General features: G+C 57.1%; 15 protein-coding genes. 7 read left to right on the top strand and 8 right to left on the bottom strand.

Annotated elements, in window-relative coordinates:
* Nucleotides 1–55: 55 nt before the first annotated feature.
* Genes AC2FLX_RS05540 through AC2FLX_RS05530 form a run of 3 tightly spaced genes read right to left on the bottom strand, consistent with a single transcriptional unit; the run spans nt 56 to nt 3,567 of the window.
* Nucleotides 56–934, bottom strand: coding sequence for a 50S ribosomal protein L11 methyltransferase (locus AC2FLX_RS05540; RefSeq protein ID WP_496745886.1), 879 nt, complete (start codon nt 932–934; stop codon nt 56–58).
* Nucleotides 934–2,328, bottom strand: coding sequence for an MATE family efflux transporter (locus tag AC2FLX_RS05535; protein WP_496810259.1), 1,395 nt, complete (start codon nt 2,326–2,328; stop codon nt 934–936). The genes AC2FLX_RS05540 and AC2FLX_RS05535 overlap by 1 nt, the downstream gene beginning before the upstream one ends.
* 6 nt (nt 2,329–2,334) lie before the next feature.
* Nucleotides 2,335–3,567 (bottom strand): MFS transporter, encoded by a 1,233-nt coding sequence (locus tag AC2FLX_RS05530; RefSeq protein WP_480748014.1) that lies wholly within the window; start codon nt 3,565–3,567, stop codon nt 2,335–2,337.
* A 127-nt stretch (nt 3,568–3,694) separates the two neighbouring features.
* On the opposite strand from AC2FLX_RS05530, the gene AC2FLX_RS05525 reads away from it, so the two are divergent.
* Nucleotides 3,695–4,756: a YeeE/YedE family protein gene (locus AC2FLX_RS05525; protein ID WP_496745892.1), complete on the top strand. Its 1,062-nt coding sequence runs from the start codon at nt 3,695–3,697 to the stop codon at nt 4,754–4,756.
* A 3-nt stretch (nt 4,757–4,759) separates the two neighbouring features.
* Here AC2FLX_RS05525 and AC2FLX_RS05520 read toward each other — a convergent pair whose 3' ends face one another.
* Nucleotides 4,760–6,955, bottom strand: a complete 2,196-nt coding sequence (locus AC2FLX_RS05520) for a primosomal protein N' (protein WP_496810260.1) — start codon at nt 6,953–6,955, stop codon at nt 4,760–4,762.
* A 90-nt stretch (nt 6,956–7,045) separates the two neighbouring features.
* Between AC2FLX_RS05520 and fsa the strand changes: the two genes are divergently transcribed.
* From fsa to AC2FLX_RS05495, 5 genes are all read left to right on the top strand, one after another.
* Entirely contained in the window at nt 7,046–7,699 is a 654-nt protein-coding gene (gene fsa / locus AC2FLX_RS05515) for a fructose-6-phosphate aldolase (RefSeq protein WP_480748017.1), read from the top strand.
* 302 nt (nt 7,700–8,001) lie between these two features.
* On the top strand, nt 8,002–8,709 hold the full coding sequence (locus tag AC2FLX_RS05510; protein ID WP_480748018.1) for a DUF484 family protein: 708 nt from the start codon (nt 8,002–8,004) through the stop codon (nt 8,707–8,709).
* Complete coding sequence (locus AC2FLX_RS05505; protein ID WP_496745897.1) at nt 8,706–9,626, top strand: tyrosine recombinase XerC; 921 nt, start codon at nt 8,706–8,708, stop codon at nt 9,624–9,626. Before AC2FLX_RS05510 ends, AC2FLX_RS05505 begins: the two co-directional genes overlap by 4 nt.
* Nucleotides 9,627–9,738: 112 nt before the next feature.
* Nucleotides 9,739–10,326: a cytochrome P460 family protein gene (locus tag AC2FLX_RS05500; RefSeq protein ID WP_496745899.1), complete on the top strand. Its 588-nt coding sequence runs from the start codon at nt 9,739–9,741 to the stop codon at nt 10,324–10,326.
* Nucleotides 10,327–10,413: 87 nt separating this feature from the next.
* Nucleotides 10,414–11,124: a CDP-alcohol phosphatidyltransferase family protein gene (locus AC2FLX_RS05495; RefSeq protein WP_480748021.1), complete on the top strand. Its 711-nt coding sequence runs from the start codon at nt 10,414–10,416 to the stop codon at nt 11,122–11,124.
* A 39-nt stretch (nt 11,125–11,163) separates the two neighbouring features.
* Here AC2FLX_RS05495 and AC2FLX_RS05490 read toward each other — a convergent pair whose 3' ends face one another.
* A complete protein-coding gene (locus AC2FLX_RS05490) occupies nt 11,164–11,631 on the bottom strand; it encodes a hypothetical protein (protein WP_496744991.1) in 468 nt (155 codons plus the stop codon).
* Between the two features lie 76 nt (nt 11,632–11,707).
* Nucleotides 11,708–12,163 carry a methylated-DNA--[protein]-cysteine S-methyltransferase gene (locus AC2FLX_RS05485; RefSeq protein ID WP_480748023.1) on the bottom strand — a complete coding sequence of 152 codons (456 nt, stop codon included), beginning with the start codon at nt 12,161–12,163 and terminating at the stop codon, nt 11,708–11,710.
* A gap of 150 nt (nt 12,164–12,313) precedes the next feature.
* On the opposite strand from AC2FLX_RS05485, the gene AC2FLX_RS05480 reads away from it, so the two are divergent.
* The gene (locus AC2FLX_RS05480) at nt 12,314–13,480 is read left to right on the top strand and encodes an adenylate/guanylate cyclase domain-containing protein (RefSeq protein WP_496810261.1); all 1,167 of its coding nucleotides are present in this window, start codon (nt 12,314–12,316) and stop codon (nt 13,478–13,480) included.
* A 47-nt stretch (nt 13,481–13,527) separates the two neighbouring features.
* On the opposite strand, the gene ileS is transcribed toward AC2FLX_RS05480, so the two are convergent.
* Nucleotides 13,528–16,467 carry an isoleucine--tRNA ligase gene (ileS, locus tag AC2FLX_RS05475; RefSeq protein WP_496810262.1) on the bottom strand — a complete coding sequence of 980 codons (2,940 nt, stop codon included), beginning with the start codon at nt 16,465–16,467 and terminating at the stop codon, nt 13,528–13,530.
* A 163-nt stretch (nt 16,468–16,630) separates the two neighbouring features.
* Nucleotides 16,631–19,375, bottom strand: coding sequence for a DUF2339 domain-containing protein (locus AC2FLX_RS05470; RefSeq protein ID WP_496810263.1), 2,745 nt, complete (start codon nt 19,373–19,375; stop codon nt 16,631–16,633).
* Between the last annotated feature and the right edge of the window lie 13 nt (nt 19,376–19,388).

Below are 19,388 nucleotides of genomic sequence, written 5' to 3'. Positions count from 1 at the left end.
AGGCGCGAAATGCGCCGAAAGCATGGCGAAAACCGAAAAAACCCCGCAAACAGGCCTACTTTGCGCCATTTTTTGTTAAAGTGAGCGTCGTCCACTCACCAATTTCTTCTTTTTCCACTAAATTGGTTCCATTTTCGATATAGACGGACGCCACATCTTGTGCCTGTTCATTCAAAATACCCGATAATATGGCGTATCCTCCTGGCTGAAGGTTCTCCACAAGATCAGGCGCCAACGCGACTAGAGGACCTTTGAGGATATTGGCAAAAATCAACTCATAAGGCCCCACTGCCTTGAGTTCCGGATGGTCAAACCCGGCCGCCTCAAGGCACCGAACACTTCCCTCCATCCCGTTCGCGCGAAGATTCGCCTTGGCCACATCAACCGCGACTTCATCAATATCGCTGGCAAGAAAATCTCCGGACCAAACACGTGCCGCGGCCATAGCCAGAACAGCGGTCCCGCATCCGATGTCTGCGACCTTTGACGCTTCAAAGCCGTTTTCGACCAAGCGATCCAGCGCCCGCAAGCAACCGAGGGTTGTTCCGTGATGACCGGTTCCAAAGGCCATTGCCGCCTCGATCAACAGCGGAATGCTGCCGTCCGGCACCTTGTCGGCATCATGGCTGCCGTAGACAAAGAACCGCCCTGCCTCGACCGGGGCAAGTTCCCGGCGGACATGTGCAACCCAGTCAGTTTCGGGAAGCTCTGAAACAACAAAGGGATTTGCCCCGAACGCAGCCGATAGAAGCGCCAAGGCAGCAACATCTGGCTCTTCGGTAAAATACCCGCCAATCTCCCAAAGCCCCGATCCATCCTCGACTTCGAACACACCGACACCGGTCGGTTCGGGCTGCAGCCGCTCCATCGCCACGCCAAGCTCTTCGGCTGCGGTTTTGCCGATCAATGTGGTCAATGCGGTATATGTGGGCATCAGCGTCTCCTGAATCTGTCTGCATGCGCGTAAGACCGTGGTGGTTCGAGGTCAAGGTTTGGCAATTTTTCCCGACCCAGCGACACTGTGAATCTCCACCCCCATGCAGCAGCACCGATTCCCACCAAGAAACTGCACAAAGCCTGTGCGTAAATGACCCCTGACGAGCCATAGATCGAAGCCAGCCAAAGGGCGGCTGGCAAGGTCAGCACCATATCCCTTGTCCAGTTCGTCAGAGTTGCACGTCTGGGTCGCCCCAGGGCGTTGAACGCCGCATTCGAGACGAACAACATCGAAGCAAATACGAAACCACCTGCTCCCACATGGGTGAAAGCCTGAAGAACACCCTGCGCAGCCGCAGGCAGTTCAAACCATCTGGCAATGACCGGACTTGCCGAAATCAAAACAACCCACATCACCAGCGTATACCCCAGACCGAACAGGATCGAATCGCGATAGGTACTGCAGACCCGGTCATAGTACCGTGCCCCATAATTCTGACCAAAGATGCCACCGATCGCGCCTGCCAGAGAAAAGATGCCGCCGAAAGCGACCACCGTAAGCCGACCCACAACTGCCCACCCGGCCATGGCCTGGTCGCCGAACTGGGCCATGACCGACGTCAGTATGTAGTTGCCGGTCGGCGCCGCCAGTTGGGTCAGGATTGCAGGTATGGCGATCAGAAGGTAGGGGCGGGTTGTGCCTAGGCAATCACGCCACCTGAAACGTGCCAGAAGATCGTTCGAAATGGTCGCAAAATAGAGCGCCATGCCGAGCATTACGAACCGGAACAGAACCACTCCGGCGGCAGCGCCATCCAACCCCAACCCCAGACCATAGATCAGAATGGGGTCGATGATCATCGCAACGCCGCCGGACGCCAGAGTGACAGACATCGAACGCACGGCATCACCCTCTGCCCGCAACGCACCATTGGCGATCATCCCCGCGGCCATGATGCCTAAAGACGGCACGGTCATTGCCAGATAACGCGCTGCCAGTGCGGCTGTTTCGCCTTCGGCCCCGGACATGGCAACGATCTGGTGGCGGAACAACAGAATACCGAACCCTGTGACACTCTGGATCAAGAATGCCAAGGCCATCGTGCTGGTAGCTTGACGCCGCGCCAGCCCGCGCCGACCCTGCCCGATCCGGCGCGAAATCAGCGCGGTGGCCGCAATCATCAATCCGATACCAACGCTGACTGACAGAAACTGGATTGCGAAAGCAAAGCCGATCGCGGCCATCAAACGAGGCTGGTCGAGTTTGGAAATCCAAAACAGATTGGCCGCATCTACCAGAAAGACAAATGTGATCCCGGCGGCACCTGCCAGAGTCATGCGCGCCACATGCCCCAACGTCGATCCGCTCAGGAACCGCCTTTTGTCAGACATCAGGCCTCACTCCGCCGGAGCCGGAGCATATTTTGAGAGAACCGTCTCGTTACCTGGTTCGGGATGGCGTGGGATCAACAGCGACAGGCCAAGCGATACGAGCGCCATCAAAGCGGCCAATCCGAATACCGCACCCGGAGACACCACCCACAAAAGACCCAGAAGCGCGGGCAGGAACACCGCTGCGATGTGGTTGATGGTAAAGGCAACTGCGGCAGTTGGCGCTATATCGGCGGGGTCGGCAATTTTCTGAAAGTAGGTCTTGAGCGCCAACGCCAGAGCGAACAAAACATGGTCGATCACGTAAAGGACGGCAGCCAGAACCACACCCCAGCCGAACCAATAGATACCGCCGTAAGCTGCAAAGACCGTTGCCAAACCCAGGTATTCAAAAATCAAGGTTCGGCGTTCGCCGAACAACGCTACAGCCTTTCCCAGCATCGGAGCGACGGAGATATTGATCAGCAGGTTGATTAGGTACAGCCCGGTCAGTTCATGTACGTCGAAACCGAATTTTTCGACCATCATGAACCCGGCGAACACGATGAATATCTGCCGCCGCGCTCCAGCCATGAACTGCAACGCGTAGTACAGCCAGTACCGACGGCGTAGTATCAGCTTTTTTGTTTGTGGAGTGGGGGAGTCGAACTGTGGAAACGCCACAAGACAAAATAGCGCCATAATCGCGGTCATCCCGCCCGCGGCCATGAAAACCGTATTGTAGGACAAATCGAAACGATTCCAGGTCAGAACGATCAGGCCATACACGATCAAAGTTGCGGTGGAGCCTGTCGCCACCAGCCATCCCAAAACCTGCGGAGCTCGGTCTTTGGGCAACCATTGCAGTTGCAGCGACTGGTTGACCGTTTCGTAATAGTGAAAGCCGATCGAACTGAAGAGCGTTACGAACAGCAATCCTCCCAGGCTTGGGAACCATGCCGTCACCGCAGTTGCAGCACCCAAAAGCACAAGCGAGATCATCGCCAGCACCTGTTCGCGGATCACCATGATCACAGCGATTACCCCGATGGCCAGAAAACCCGGGATTTCACGCACCGTGTGCAACAACCCGATGTCGGCACCATCAAAATTCGCCGCCTCAATGACAAAATTGTTCAGCAGTGCGCTCCACGCGTTAAACGCGATCGGCATGGTCATGGCCATGACAAACAACAAGGTGACCGGGCGGCGCCAGAAAGGCAGATCGCGCGCATCTGACAAGGGGACGGGTTGCAGCATGAGATGTCCTCTACGCCCAATATGTCACCTTGGCGAGAGAAAACCTGGTTGCGCACATCTGATCTGCATCAATGCAGAGAATTGAATATCTACTTAGTTCTCATCCAAGCATGCGATGGAGTTTGCCATGGACCTTGTCAGCGTCGTCGAGCGGATCGGCGAAGCCCCAACCGCCGCTCTGTTCGGTCTGATTACCGGAATAACTTTTGGTGTCGCAGCGCAGCGTTCGCGATTCTGCCTGCGAGCCGCAACAGTCGAATTCGCCAGAGGACGGATTGAGGACAAGATTGCAGTCTGGTTCCTTACATTTTCGACGGCGGTCGTCTGGGTCCAATCCGCACAATTACTGGGTTTGATGGAGTCGGCCGACGCGCGCATGATGGCCGTTCCCGGCAGTTGGTCCGGAGCGATCATAGGCGGGCTTTTGTTTGGCGCCGGGATGGTTTTGGCTCGTGGGTGCTCGGGTCGTTTGCTGGTTCTGGCCGCAACAGGAAATTTGCGTTCAGTGGTTTCAGGGCTGATCTTTGCGGTTGTCGCCCAAATGACCCTGACCGGCATACTTTCCCCGCTCCGCGATCAGCTGGCCAGTTTGTGGATCACTGACGGCGGTCGCAATATGGACATGCTGACCGCGCTGGGGTTACCGCAATACGGTGGATTGATGTTAGGTGCGGCAATTGCACTTGTCGCATTGGCGCTATCGATCCGGCAAAAGATCGGTGTGTCCCGGTTGATCTTTGCGTCGGGAGTAGGGTTTTCAGTGGCTCTGGGCTGGGTACTGACCTACTCGCTTGCGCAAGTTGCATTTGAACCCGTGCAAATCGAAAGTGCGACATTCACCGGACCTTCGGCGCATACGCTGATGTTTTTTCTTGAACGCGATGCGGTCCTGGAATTCGACGTTGGCCTGGTTCCTGGCGTTTTCATCGGTGCAATGCTGGCCGCATGGCTGGCTGGCGAAATGCGGTTTCAGGCATTTGATGACGCTTTGACCATGCGCAAGGCGATGATCGGCGCCGCCTTGATGGGCTTTGGCGGAATGCTGGCCGGGGGCTGCGCCATCGGTGCGGGCGTTACCGGGGGATCGATCTTTGCCGGAACCGCATGGCTGGCCTTGTTCTGCATGTGGGTCGGGGCCATGGCGACCGACATGCTTGTCGATCAGAAATCCGGGACGGTGCCGATCTGATCGTCAATAGAAACTTTGCGGGTCAATATCGACTGCCAACCGCATATCTCCCTTGAGCCGTATCGGAGCAATCCATTTGGCAATTGCGTCTTGTAACGATGCGCCTTTGGGGGCCTTGACCAACAATCTCACCCTGTGCCGTCCCCTGATGCGTGCAATCGGGGCGGGTGCAGGGCCAAAGACCTGAGCGCCGATCTGACGTATGGCAAAGTCGTTGCGGGCCAAATCATTTCCAAGATCGAAGACCGGGCCAATCTCGGAACCTGACAGAATGATCCCCGCCATCCGCCCATAGGGCGGTACGCCCGCCGCCTGTCGCCCTGCAGCCTCGGCCTTCCAGAATACCTCTTCGTCGCCCGCCAGAATTGCCCGGATCACCGGGTGTTCGGGTTGAAAGGTCTGCAACAGTGCCTGGCCCGGCCTGTCTGCCCGCCCGGCCCTACCTGCGACCTGTCGCATCAATTGAAAGGTCCTCTCCGCTGCTCTCAGGTCAGACCCCTGCAGGCCAAGATCAGCGTCGATGACGCCTACAAGTGTCAATTTCGGAAAGTTGTGCCCTTTTGCCACAAGTTGCGTACCAATAATGATATCGGCGTTCCCTTCGGCAATCTGTTCGATCTTTTCCTTCAGCGCGCGTGCGGACCCGAACAAATCGGAGCTCAGCAATGCGATCCGGGCATCGGGGAATGCCGCCGCGGCTTCTTCTGCCAACCGTTCTATTCCCGGCCCGACCGGTGCCAGCTTGCCGTCCACCCCGCAAGAAGGACAGACATCGGGCATCGGCTTGGTTTCGCCGCATTGATGGCACATCAGGCGTTTGAGAAAGCGATGCTCGACCATACGCGCATCGCAATGATCACATCCTATCTGATTGCCACAAGCGCGGCACAAAGTAACGGGTGCGTAACCGCGCCGGTTGATAAACAAAAGTGACTGTTCACCCTTTTCGATCCGTCTGATGACCGCTTGCCTGAGCGACGGTGAAATCCACGTCCCCGGCTGCAGCCGTTCGTCCCGCATATCCAAAGATTTCATCTCGGGCAGGACCGCCTCGCCAAAGCGCGCTGTCAGGTCCAGCCGATCATACTTGCCTGCTTGAGCGTTTGCCCAACTTTCCAAAGAGGGAGTCGCGCTGGCCAGCACCACCCGCGCCCCGCAGATTGCAGCGCGCAGAACGGCCATGTCACGCGCATTGTAGAGTACTCCGTCCTCTTGCTTGTACGATGTGTCGTGTTCTTCATCGACCACGACTAGCCCAAGATCGCGAAAAGGTAGAAACAGCGCCGAGCGCGCACCCACAACGAGTTGCGCATCGCCCTGACCGACCATACGCCAGACACGGCGGCGTTCTGTCAGTGTCACGCCGGAATGCCATTCCGCCGGGCGGGTCCCAAAGCGCGCTTCGACGCGGGTAAGGAACTCGGCGGTCAAGGCGATCTCGGGCAACAGTACCAACGCCTGTCTTCCTAGTCGGACCGACTCGGCCACGGCCTCAAGATACACTTCGGTCTTGCCCGACCCGGTCACACCCTTCAGTAACGTCGTACCGTAATCGCCCGTCAGAATTGCTCGTTGCAATGTCCGTGCTGCGAAAGTCTGGTCTTCCGTCAGCACCTTGCCCGGTTTATCTGGATCGAGCATCGGGTAAGGCAAATCTCGAGGACTGTCCTCCTCGCGCACTGCCCCCTGTTTGACCAGCCCTTTGACAACCGAAGATGTCACCCCGGCCATCTCTGCCAATTCCCTCAACGTAAAGGCGAGGCCACCGTAGTCGCGCAAAACCTCCAAAACCCGCCTGCGCGCGTCTGTCAACCGATCCGGTTCGACATTGCCTGACCGATAGATCTTGCGCATGGATGGCGGATCCGCGAGACCGGGCGCACGCGTGGCCAGCCGCAGCATCGCGGGCATCGGCGTCAGTGTGTAATCTGCGGCGCGCGCCAGAAACAGGCGCATCTCTTCGCGCATCGGCGCCACATCCAGAACCCGGATCACCGAGCGTATCTTGGAGCGATCGAAATCGCCTCTGCCCGCCCCCCAGACCACGCCCAGCACCTTGCGCGGACCCAATGGAACTTCGACGAACGCACCCGGAAAGCAGCCACCTTCGGGCGCCTTGTAGTCCAGCGTACGATCAAGAGGCTGCGTGGTCAGAACCGCCACCAACTCGCCTTGGCCAAAGTATTCTGGTGCCCTCAAGTGTTTCCTTTCTCCGACAGGGGTTTCGGCAGGTGTTCCTTTGAGGTAAAGGCAAGCGCGACAGAGGCCAACCCATCAAAGGACTGCCCCATGAAATTCTTTGTAGACACCGCCGAGATCGATGCCATCGCGGAACTGAACGATCTGGGCATGGTGGACGGCGTGACCACCAACCCGTCGCTGATCCTGAAATCGGGACGTGACATTCTGGAAGTAACCCAGGAGATCTGTGATCTCGTTGATGGCCCGGTGTCGGCCGAAGTTGTTGCGACAAAAGCAGAAGACATGATTGCCGAAGGCCGCAAGCTGGCCAACATCGCGCCGAACATTGCAGTCAAAGTGCCGCTGACCTGGGACGGGTTGAAAACCTGTAAAACGCTGACTGACGAAGGGCAGATGGTCAACGTCACCCTGTGTTTCTCGGTGAATCAGGCGATTCTCGCCGCAAAGGCGGGTGCCACCTTTATCTCACCCTTCATCGGTCGCCTTGACGACATCAACCTTGATGGCATGGATCTGATTGCTGACATCCGCCACGTCTATGACAACTACGGCTTTGAGACAGAGATCCTTGCCGCTTCGATCCGCACCGTGAACCATGTCACTGAAAGCGCCCGGATCGGGGCCGACGTCATAACCGCGCCGCCCGCCGTGATCAAAAAGTTGGCTGATCATCCGCTGACCGACAAAGGGCTTGAAACCTTTTTGGCGGACTGGGCTAAGACTGGGCAGAAAATCCTTTGATACTTCCGCTCGTGAAGCGGAACCCCGGTTTTTACACATTCCCTTAACACCGGATTACACGGCGCAAGCGACTATCGAGTCTGGCAGCGTGTCTTGTGCGCGGCCATGCCAACCATGCCCTCACATGCCCCCAAGCTTTCCACCGGAAACCTCTTTTGGTCGCGACTTAGCAGGAAGCAGCACGCCTTGGCTGCATTTCAACCACAGGGCGATTTCGATTTCACGGTTTTGCCTCGATTTTTCCTAAGCAAAGCCGAAAGGCCGTGCTATAAACCGCATCAACACAAAAACACGGACAAATCATGAGCAGAGAAGCGAAACTCGAAGACAATCTGCGCGCCGCGATCCTAGCGAAACCCGACGTTGTTCTGGACGACAAGGATCTGATGCAAGCACTGGTTGCGGCCAATGAACGCGCCATGGGCGAGAACATCATAGACTTGCGGTCCATAGCAATGGAGCGTCTGGAAGCCCGCCTCGACCGGTTGGAAGACACGCACCGCTCTGTCATTGCTGCCGCTTATGAAAACCTCGCAGGAACCAATCTGGTGCATCGCGCCATTCTTCGGCTGCTGGAACCATCCGATTTCGAAGAGTTCCTTGGGACCCTTGGGGGTGACATAGCTGACATCCTGCGGGTAGACATCGTCACACTTGTCCTCGAGTCCACTCTTGATGGAACCGATCCGGTTCTTTCGCGGCTTGGCGACGCATTGAAAGTAGTCGAGCCGGGTTTTGTCGATACCTATCTCGGTGGTAATGCGCGGCGCGCAACCCGACCGGTAACACTGCGTCCGATAACATCTTCTGCACAGAAGATCTTTGGAGATCAGACCATGCGACTGAAATCCGAAGCGTGCCTCAAGCTTGATCTGGGAACCGGACGTCTTCCTGGTATGATCGTGATGGGTTCCACCGATCCCCGCCATTTCACTCCGCAGCTTGGCACCGATCTCCTGTCATTTTTTGCCAGCGTATTCGAACGCTCGATGCGCCACTGGCTGTCGTGAGCCTGATATCTCCAGCCTGCCGAGACGCACTTCAGCGCTGGCTGGAGAACCAGAAAGCCCTGGCCGGACATTCCGAAAACACCCTGATTGCCTATCGCGGAGATGTGGTTGATTTCCTGTCCTTCATGACATTGCACCATGGGCAATCCGAAGGGCTGGCACCCATCGCAAGGATATTAGTCTCGGACATGCGTGCATGGATGGCGCACCAACGGAGTGAAGGCGTCGGTGCCCGGTCGCTTGCGCGCAAACTGTCTGCAGTCAAGACATTCTATCGCTGGCTGGCAGAGCGCGAAGGGTTTGAACCCAGCGCCGTTCTATCCACACGCGCACCCAAATTCACCAAAAAGCTTCCCCGCCCGCTTGCTGAAGACGCCGCTCGCGCCATTATCGACACTGTCGAACTGCAGTCCGAAAAGGATTGGATAGCGGCCCGCGATGTGGCGGTTGTCACTTTGCTCTATGGGTGTGGCCTTAGGATCTCCGAAGCTTTGTCTTTGAAGGGAATGGACGCACCCTTGCCGGATACGCTTCGGATCACCGGCAAAGGCGGGAAAGAACGTGTTGTACCTGTGATTCCAGCTGCCCGTGTCGCCATCGACACCTATGTTCGCCTTTGCCCCTATCCCAAGGAACCATCTGCGCCCCTGTTCAGGGGCGTCCGGGGCGGCGCATTGAACCCTCGCACAATCCAGGGGGTGATGGCAAAGGCCAGAATGCAGCTTGGCCTTCCGGCAACTGCCACACCGCATGCGCTTCGGCACAGTTTTGCGACACATCTCTTGGCCGCCGGAGGCGATTTGCGGGCCATCCAGGAATTGCTGGGACACGCCTCGTTATCCACAACACAGACTTATACTGCCGTTGACACTGCGCGTCTGATGGAAGTCTACAATCGCACCCACCCAAAAGCGTAAGTCCTCACATTCTGTCACAGATTCGTGTTTTGAAGTGTACGGAAGTGCTGAATAAGTAAGTCTGTTTTGTGCGAACCTGATAGTCACCTCGACAACTGAAGGGAGAACAGCCATGACAAGACATCTTTTCACGGTCACCGCAGCAATCGCCTGCACGTTCGGCGTCACCGCAGTATCGGCTCAGGAATGCGCGATTCCGACTGAAGACCCGTTTGAATTAACCGAAACAGATATCGGAACTATCTACGACTGCATCAAAGACAAGATGGTGGAGAGCTACGCAAAAGAAGGCGATCGGCTGGCGATGAACTATCGCAACTGGACTGTTAGCGGAACCCGGCCTGCGGTCGCCGGCCCACACGGCAACCGGTTGCTGTTGACATTTGCCAACCCGATCGCTGCCGAGGAATACCTGAAATTCGCCGAAGAAGGCGTTGAAATGCCGATTGGGTCCGTTCTGGCCAAAGAGAGCATTTCCATCGACAAGAAAAACAAGCAAGCCAAGGTCGGACCACTTTTCGTGATGACTAAGGTTGCCTCGGACGAAGCGCCCGAGACCGATGGTTGGGTCTATTCAGCGGTTCAGCCGAACGGCAAGCCGATGAAGTTCAAACAGTCTTTCTGTCACGATTGCCATGTGAGTTGGGAAGCGCAGGATGCTTTGGCCTATCCGTTGGAAGAGGTTCGCATATCAAACTGAAGCAGAAAACAGTCAGGGTTGAAGACAAAGCCGGCAGCTCTGACTTTTACTTTGCATATCTGGGCCGCTTGGTTCATGAACCGGACTATGACACTCAGATTCAAAGCCCTTTTCGTCCACCTCCTGACCGCGACGGGAGCTGTTTTTGCCATGCTGGCCATGCTGGCCGCAGCGCAAGAGAAATGGAGTTTGATGTACCTTTGGCTGGTGGTGTCGTTCATCGTGGACGGCATGGACGGACCACTTGCCCGCCACTATCACGTCAAGAAGTACGCCCCGGAATTCGACGGTGTATTGCTGGATCTTATCATCGACTACCTCACCTACGTGTTCATTCCCGCCTTTGCGCTTTTCCAGTCCGGCCTTATGGACGGGTGGACCGGCTGGTTTGCCATCATAGTGATCACATTTGCCAGCGCGATGTACTTCGCGGACACAAGGATGAAGACAAAGGATAATTCCTTCTCCGGTTTCCCAGGCTGCTGGAACATGGTGGTGATCGTGATCTTTGCACTGGAACCGAATTTTTATGTCAGTCTGGCCTTGGTAACCCTACTGTCTATCGCGATGTTTCTACCGCTAAAATTCATTCACCCGGTGCGAACTGCCCGGTGGCGCAACGTGTCATTGCCGATGGCCTTTGCCTGGACCTTCTTCGCCGGTTGGGCTGCCTGGGTGGATTTCGACCCGCAAAGCTGGGCACATTGGGGGCTTGTTCTAACCAGCCTATACTTGCTGGGCGCAGGAATCGCCCAGCAAATCATCCCTCAGAGAAATGCTGTGGAGCTTCACGACTAAGGTGCGCAAAGATATTCCTTGGCAAGGCGTCAAGTGGTTTCAGAGGACGTCTTCGACTTCGTATTCCTGACCATTGTGAGTAAAAACCTCGCCCGCCTGAAGACCGGCCATCGCCAGATATATCGGGCTCTGCGTTGAGATGCCCATATAGGTTTCGCCTTCGACATCGAAACGGGTCGTCGAAACCGACACCACGAAATTGCGGTTGTCGAATTTCACGACCGCACCCGGCGCGACGGTATCCGTCAATCCGAAATCGGTGTTTTCCAGTGCGTCAATCTTTGCGTGATGCGCATGAACCGGGGCGTCAAAGGCTGCAGCCAAATCGGCGTTTCCGCGCGAGGCCGCGATATCATCCTTGTCGTGCCCTTCCCGGTCATCCAGTTGAGACTCCTTCATGAACGCATCGTGATGTGCTTTGGCTGTGGCGAGTTCTTCTGCTTCCAGCGACATGAGGCGATCGATAATTGCCTTCTTTTTGGTGGCGCGATCTTGGGCGACTGTCATTGAATGGGTCCTTGAGTTCCGGTCGTCAAATAAAAGTGTGCTGCAAACCGGCGGAATGCAACAGCTTTTGCAAAATTCAGATCAGCAAACCGGCGGCACTCTCATGACGCAGCAGCGCAACCTTGGTTTCGACGCCGCCAGCCCCCGAAAACCCTCCTAGCCCAGTTGCCGACAAAACACGGTGACAAGGTATGATAACCGGAATTGGATTGCCGCCGCAGGCCTGCCCCACAGCTTGCGCCGGATGACCCATTTCCTGGGCGATATCGCCATAGGTTCTGGTCTCACCGAATGGGATCGAAAACATTGCATCGCAGACGCGCTTCTGGAACTCTGATCCATTCACTTGAAGCGGCAGGTCGAAACGGGTCAGCTTTCCGTCGTCATAGGCACGGAGTTGAGCCGCGGCCTCCATCAATAGAGAGGAATCCGGAGCCTCCTCTTCATTCGCCCACCGAAGGCGCACGATGACGCCATTCTGCTCCTCGACCGAGAGACGGCCAAATTTGGTATCGACGCAGATCTTTGGCATGCGGCGAAGCTTACAGAAGGCGCGACTGTCTGCAACCGATATGCGTGTTGCTCTGGGATTCCGTTGTTAAATCTGGCGAATTCATCGCCCGATTGCCTCATCGTCGCTTTCCGAGCATGATGAGTGGCTAAACGGGGCGGGGCAAAAGTCATGGTGGACACGGCCAAAATTCACTCGGTGTGCAACTGGCTGATCTCTGGAGCACAACCACCAAAAAGCTTCGAGACCGTAGTCAAGGAATGCGCGCACCGCTTAAACGAGGCCGGTATCGGGCTTGATGCGCTCATCATCAACGGACTGTTCATTCATCCGCGCATCCGAGGCATGCAGACCCGATGGACCAGCAAGGGGGGAGTTCGGCGAGTAACTTTCCTGCACGAATACTTTGACACGGTTGATTTCAAAAAGACCCCGATTGATGGCAGCATCACCACACAACGCTCCATACGATTACGCTTGGCAGACTCCACGAATGCGTCGGCTAAATTCGAGGATTACATACGAAACTACCAAAATGCGGGATACACTGACGTTCTGGTGCTTCCTCTTATCAACTTCGATGGAACCGTAAGCGGCTGCGTCGAGTTTGCGACCCAATCTCATGGCGGGTTCAAGGATGAACAAATCATGGCACTGCGGCGGGTTCAGTCATGCCTGGCGCGAACGAAAGAGATTTTCACTGAACGTCTGGACAAACAGATCACCCTTGCAACTTATTTGGGGGAGGCCACCAGCCAGAAAGTTCTGAGCGGCAAGATCGTTCGCGGCGAGGGTGAGACTATCTCTGCCGTGGTTCTGTTTGCAGACATCAAGGGATATACCCAGCTTTCAAATAGCATGGGGTCAGAGGACGTTCTTCAGCTCCTGAACCATTTCTTTGCGGTCATCGACGATTCGGTCGCCCGCAACAACGGCGAAATCCTCAAATTCCTGGGCGACGGGGCTCTCGTGATTTTCCCCACGCCGGACGACCTGACCGCTCAAGAGGCGGCGGCGGACGGTGCATTGCAGGCCATTGCTCATGCGCGAAAAACGATGGCCCATGGGCTTGCGACCCCCGCCCCTGAGTTTCGAGCGGCCCTGCATGTCGGGGACATTTTCTATGGCAATATCGGCAGCAAAACCCGATTGGATTTCACCGCCATCGGCCCGACAATCAATCTTTGCTCGCGCATGCTGCACGAGGCCTCGCGACAGGATGCAAGAACGATATGTTCGAAACAGTTCATGGACATATCGGCCGTCGAAGCCGGCAACCACGTATCTTGCGAGGTCGCCGGCTTTGACACAACAATCGAGTTTTTCATTCTCGAATGAACAAGACCCCCTCGCCACCCAGGCGAAGGGATCCCTTCAGGTTTGGCTCATCCTAATGCGTCATCACAACGACCACAAACACCCGCATGGGTGTGGCGGCCAACGTCTGGCAGGATTTTCCAGCAACGCTGGCATTTCTCGCCTTCGGCTTTTTCGAAAACGACACCGACACCCGAAACTTCGGGCAGACGGAACGCTTCGGCAGGCGCCGGGTCGCCGGTCACAGAAAGGCCCGAAGTGATGCACAGATCGTCCATATCGAATTCAGCCATCAAACCGCGTACATCCGCATCTTCGATGTGCACCACAGGCGCAGCTTCGAGGCTGGAGCCGATTACCTTGTCCCGGCGCTGAATCTCAAGGGCTGCAGTGACCACGCGGCGAACGCGGCGAATGGTGGCAAAGTTCGCCTCGATTTCTTGGTCTCTCCAGTTGGCCGGAGTTTCCGGAATATCGACCAGATGAACCGAGCTGTTCTCGCCCGGGAACCGTTCCAGCCAGACCTCCTCCATAGTGAACACAAGAATTGGCGCGAGCCACGTCGTCAAACGATGGAACAGGATGTCCAAGACCGTACGCGCGGCGCGGCGCCGCGGACTGTCGCCATCACAATACAAAGCGTCCTTCCGGATGTCGAAATAGAAGGCTGACAGATCAACGGTGGCAAAGTTGAAAACGGCACTGAACACACCCTGAAAATCGAACTCGGAATAACCCTTGCGCACCTGAGCATCCAGATCGGCCAAGCGGCTGAGAACCCAACGCTCAAGTCGTGGCATTTCTGAAGGGTTTGCCACGCGATCGGCTTCGGTGAAATCCGCCAGCGATCCAAGGATGAAACGCATCGTGTTGCGCAAACGACGATAACTGTCGGCCACCCCTTTCAGGATTTCAGGTCCAATCCGCTGGTCTGCGGTGTAATCGGTCTGAGCCACCCAAAGGCGCAGGATATCCGCGCCATACTGTTTTACGACCTCATCGGGCACGATGGTGTTGCCGAGCGATTTGGACATCTTGTTGCCCTTCTCGTCCAGCGTAAACCCATGCGTCACCACGTTGCGGTAAGGTGCGCGCCCTATGGTACCGCAGGCCTGCAACATCGATGAATGGAACCAACCGCGGTGCTGGTCGGTGCCTTCCATGTAGACGTCGGCGATGCCGTCCTCGGTCCCATCTTCGCGGTCGCGCAGAACAAAGGCGTGGGTCGAGCCCGAGTCGAACCAAACGTCAAGCACGTCAAAGACCTGATCGTAATCGTCAGGGTTGGCGATGCCGTTGAGGATCTTTTCCTTGAACCCATCCGTGTACCAGATATCCGCGCCATCCTTTTCAAACGCCGCCTTGATGCGAGCGTTGAGGTCTTCGTTGCGCAGCAGGTAATCCGCGTCAGTCGGCAAGGCGCCCTTCTTAGTGAAGCAAGTCAACGGCACACCCCAGGCACGCTGCCGGGACAGAACCCAGTCCGGGCGCGCTTCGATCATGGAATACAGACGATTGCGGCCGGTCTGCGGTGTCCACTTTACCAGCTCGTCAATCGAGCGCAGGGCGCGCTCACGAATACTGTCGCCCATCTCGCCCATACCGTCATCGAGCTTGCGATCGACCGAAGCAAACCATTGCGGCGTGTTGCGATAGATGATCGGAGCCTTAGAGCGCCACGAATGCGGATAGCTGTGCTTGATCTTGCCACGTGCCAGTAACCCGCCGACCTCAACCAGCTTGTCTATGACCGCCTTGTTCGCATCACCCTCACCGCCCTTGCGGGACAGGATGTATTTTCCACCAAAGAACGGCAGATCCGCGCGGAACGAGCCATCGTCCATCACGTTATAGGTGATGACTTTCTCCAGCCAAGTTCCACCGTGTGGATGCTCACCTAGATCACGATATAGCTCAAATTCCTCCATACCGTGGGACGGCGCACAGTGGACGAAACCGGTGCCTTCGGTATCGGTCACGAACTCAGCGGCGCGGAAGTCGCGGAGGTCGTCCCATTCGCCATTGCCGCCCTCGGCCCCGGCCAGCGGGTGGGTCAGTTGTACATCTTCCAGTTCATCGGCAGTCACATCGCGGACGCGTGTCCACTGGTCGTCGTTCAGACGGGCGCGGCCTAGCACGTCGGCGGCCAGATTATCTGCCAACAGGAACTTGTCGCCAACAGCAGTCCAGCATTCCTCCGGCGCGCCGGTGACTTCGTAGAGGCCATACGAGATGTCCTTGCCGTATACGACAGCCTTGTTCGACGGCATGGTCCAAGGGGTCGTTGTCCAGATCACCACGAACGCGTCATTCAGATCACCTGCGTTCACGACCTTGAACTTCACCCAAACTGTAAAGCTTTCCTTGTCGTGATACTCGACCTCGGCCTCGGCCAGCGCTGTCTTCTCGATGGGCGACCACATCACGGGTTTCGAGCCCTGATACAGCGTGCCGTTCATCAGGAATTTCATGAATTCGTCGGCAATCACGGCCTCGGCATGGAAGTCCATGGTGATGTAGGGATCAGGCCAGTTGCCGGTGATGCCCAGACGCTTGAACTCTTCACGCTGGATGTCGATCCAGCCTTCGGCGAACTTGCGGCATTCCTGACGGAAGTCGACGATGTTCACCTCGTCCTTGTTCTTGCCCTTCTTGCGGTACTGTTCTTCGATCTTCCATTCGATCGGCAGGCCGTGGCAGTCCCAGCCGGGTACGTAACGCGCATCAAAGCCCATCATCTGATGGGAGCGCACGATCATGTCCTTGATCGTCTTGTTCAGCGCGTGGCCGATATGCAAGTGGCCGTTCGCGTACGGAGGGCCGTCATGCAGTGTGAACGGTTTGCGGCCCTGCTTTTCGCGCAGGCGGTCATAAACTCCGATCTGCTCCCACCGGGCCAGCCACTCAGGCTCGCGCTTGGGCAGGCCCGCGCGCATCGGGAATTCGGTCCTGGGCAGGTTAAGCGTATCTTTGTAGTCAGGTGTTTCAGTGGTCGTGTCGGCGCACATGGGTGGCGTCCTTCGGCTTGTCTTTTGCGGATAACGGCGATCGTGCGGTGCGAGGTCTCAAACACCTTGTCCCGGCGTCTCGATTGCTCAGAGCGCCGGGGAAATAATTCGAATAATGATGGCCAGCCGGTCAAACATGCCCGGGCTTATAGGACGGTGCCGCCTATTGGTCCAGAGGTTCCGATGCCTGCGGCGAATGGCGCAGCATGGCCCAGCGGTTGAGCCACGCAAGACCGGCCAAGGCAAGACCCAGCGCCAGCAACGAAAACACTCGGATCAGGCCTCCAAGTCCCGCAATGTCGATCAGGAAAACCTTGGCGATGGCCAGACCGATCACGGCCAGGCCCGCCTTGCGCATGATCGCGGAATTCCGCGCCAGCGACTGATAGAACAATACTGCACCTATCACCAGCAACGTGATGGTATAGGTGTATAGCTCGGGCTGGGTCACGCCGGTTTCGTGATACATCCCCGCCGCGCCCTGCCACAAGTGCCGGATCGCCAAACCCAGCCACAAGGCTGCAAGCGCCAGCGCCGCAACTCCGGACGCCCGCCGCAGCAACGGAGGCATGGATTTGATCCGCCAGGCCGAAAAGCCGATGACCAATGCCGGGAGCAGGTAAGAAACCACCAGCGTGTTCGCGACTGGCGGGCCAATCACCGGCATAGCATGGCTGGTCAACAGTGGATTTCCATCGGTCAATGCCGCTACCAGAGCTACACCGCCAAGAATACCGAATACGGCTGCCAGGCCCGTTCGTATCATAGCAAGCCTACCGCCAAGCTCCAACCTTTGCACCTGTGCAAAGGCCAGACCCAGCCAGATCACCGAGAGCAGACCAAGCCCCCAATGGCTTTCATCCGCACGGCCCGCGATGCGTTCCAGCCACCGCATAAGAAGGATCGACAAAAACAAACCACTCGTCGACCACGCGGCACTGTCCAGCATCAGCCTGGCCAACGGACGCGAGAGCGGTCGCAGCAAGTAGAGGGATAGAACCAAAGCAGCCAGGGTGCCTCCATACGCAAGCACCACCTCGGGCAGCGGCGCCCTGTCCGACCAGTCCAGACCGGGATCGACAACCAACCGATAGCCAAGCGTGACGACACCGACCGCGATGAACCAACTCATCGGTTGTAAGGTGAACTTGCGATCCAGCGCCGCCGCCGCAACAACAGTGACGGCCAATGCAACCGTCAAGGCAGCCGAACTCAACACGATGACACAGGCAAAGGTAAGGCAGGATAGTGCGGACAACGTGGCCAGCGCGGCGCGCATCCTGTCCTCTCCGTCTCGACGAGCGAAACGCTCGGCGAATACTACCATGAGGGTGCCCAAGACCAGCGCGTGCAGTGCCCATGGATACGCCCCGATCACCTCGGCCGGCTGCCACGCAACCTCCAACACGATCGCCATCGTCGGAGCGAAAATCGCCGCCGCTCCGGCCCAGATGACCGCCATTTGCCCACCCCGGAATGACCGCCACGCCGACAGAACCGAAATCAGTGCACTGATCACGACCAAGAAGGTAACCACCCATGGGAAATCCGCTTCGGGTGTTTCGGTGTAGGTTTCGAAAAACCGCCGGTAAACTGCGCCAAAATCAAATCCCTGGCCCCAAACTACCCACAACAGACCGGTTGTTGGAAACAGCACCGTGTCCTGCAATGCGCGGGCACCGCTCGCCCATACGATCAAAGCCACCGCCAAACCAGATAGTATCAAGACGGCAAGCCAGAACTCGGTCTCTGATCCACCCCAACGCAACGCGATGAATGCAGTGCTGACAACCACTGAGGCAAAGGCAAGCCGCGTCGGGAATTCCGGCCAGGGATCGCCCTTTTTGCGACGTACAGACACCAAAACCATGCTGCCGGGATGATCCGGGGTCAGACGGCGGACCGGAACAACGATGGCAGCCAGCGCAATCAAGGTAGAATAGACCATCAGCGCCGCGTCGGTTGACGGCGACGAAAGCGAAACCAACCAAGCAGAAGCATAGGCCCCGACAAGCGCGAGAACCGAAATCCACGCCCAACGTCGGACGGTATCGATTCCCAATCCCAGAACGGTCACGACAAAGAAATAGACGTAAAGCCACGACGGATCCTCGGACGACCCGCCTACCAAAAACGGAGCGGCGAAAGCACCTATCAACCCCACCGCCGCCAACAGCGGCCCATGAAGCCACCCCAGCACAAGTCCCATGAGTGCGATGGTCACCATCGCGGACAGTGCAGCCTCGGGTCCGATCAAGTCATAAAGCTGGCGCGCGGCCAGAATGCCCCCAAACAGCGTGACCAGCCCCGACCCAGAAAAGACCGAAGGCAGGTATGCGGTGCTTGAGGACGCATCATCACCAAACCGGCGGCGCACAACCTCGCCCGAAATGATCAGAACTGAGCCAAACCCCAAGGCTGCGATGATTCGCGCCGCTGGCGGCAGCAAACCGTTCTCCACGCCGTACTGAACCAGAAAAATCCCCGCCAAGGTCAGCGAAAGGGCAGACACCGCATAGAACCAATTCTCACGCAACCACTTGCCCAACGCATCGAATTTGTCCTGCCGGAACACCACAGCACGAGGCGGTGTAGCAGGGGACTTGGGGTGCGTCAGGGTGGCAGCTTCTGTTGCATCTGGTTCTGTCACCGCAGGACGCGACCAGGGCGCGGGGCTGACATTTTTTTCCTTTTCCACCGATTCGGCATCGCGCGAAGCTTCTTGAGAAACTGGGTCGGTTCGTTTTTCAGGCGGCTTCACGCGCTCGAAAGGTCGACTGAGTTGCGCGATTTGTTGTTCAAGTTCTTCCACGCGCTTTCGCAGGCGCGACAGCCCGACCAACAGAATGACAATAGTCACCGGAATGGCCAAGACGATCAACGCAACAAGTACAAGCAGCGATTCCACGGCGACCCTCCGA

It is taken from the genome of Ruegeria sp. YKSF57 (genome assembly GCF_059612585.1).
Note: the sequence above shows the minus strand (reverse complement) of the source record. Positions and strands in the feature narration are given on the sequence as shown.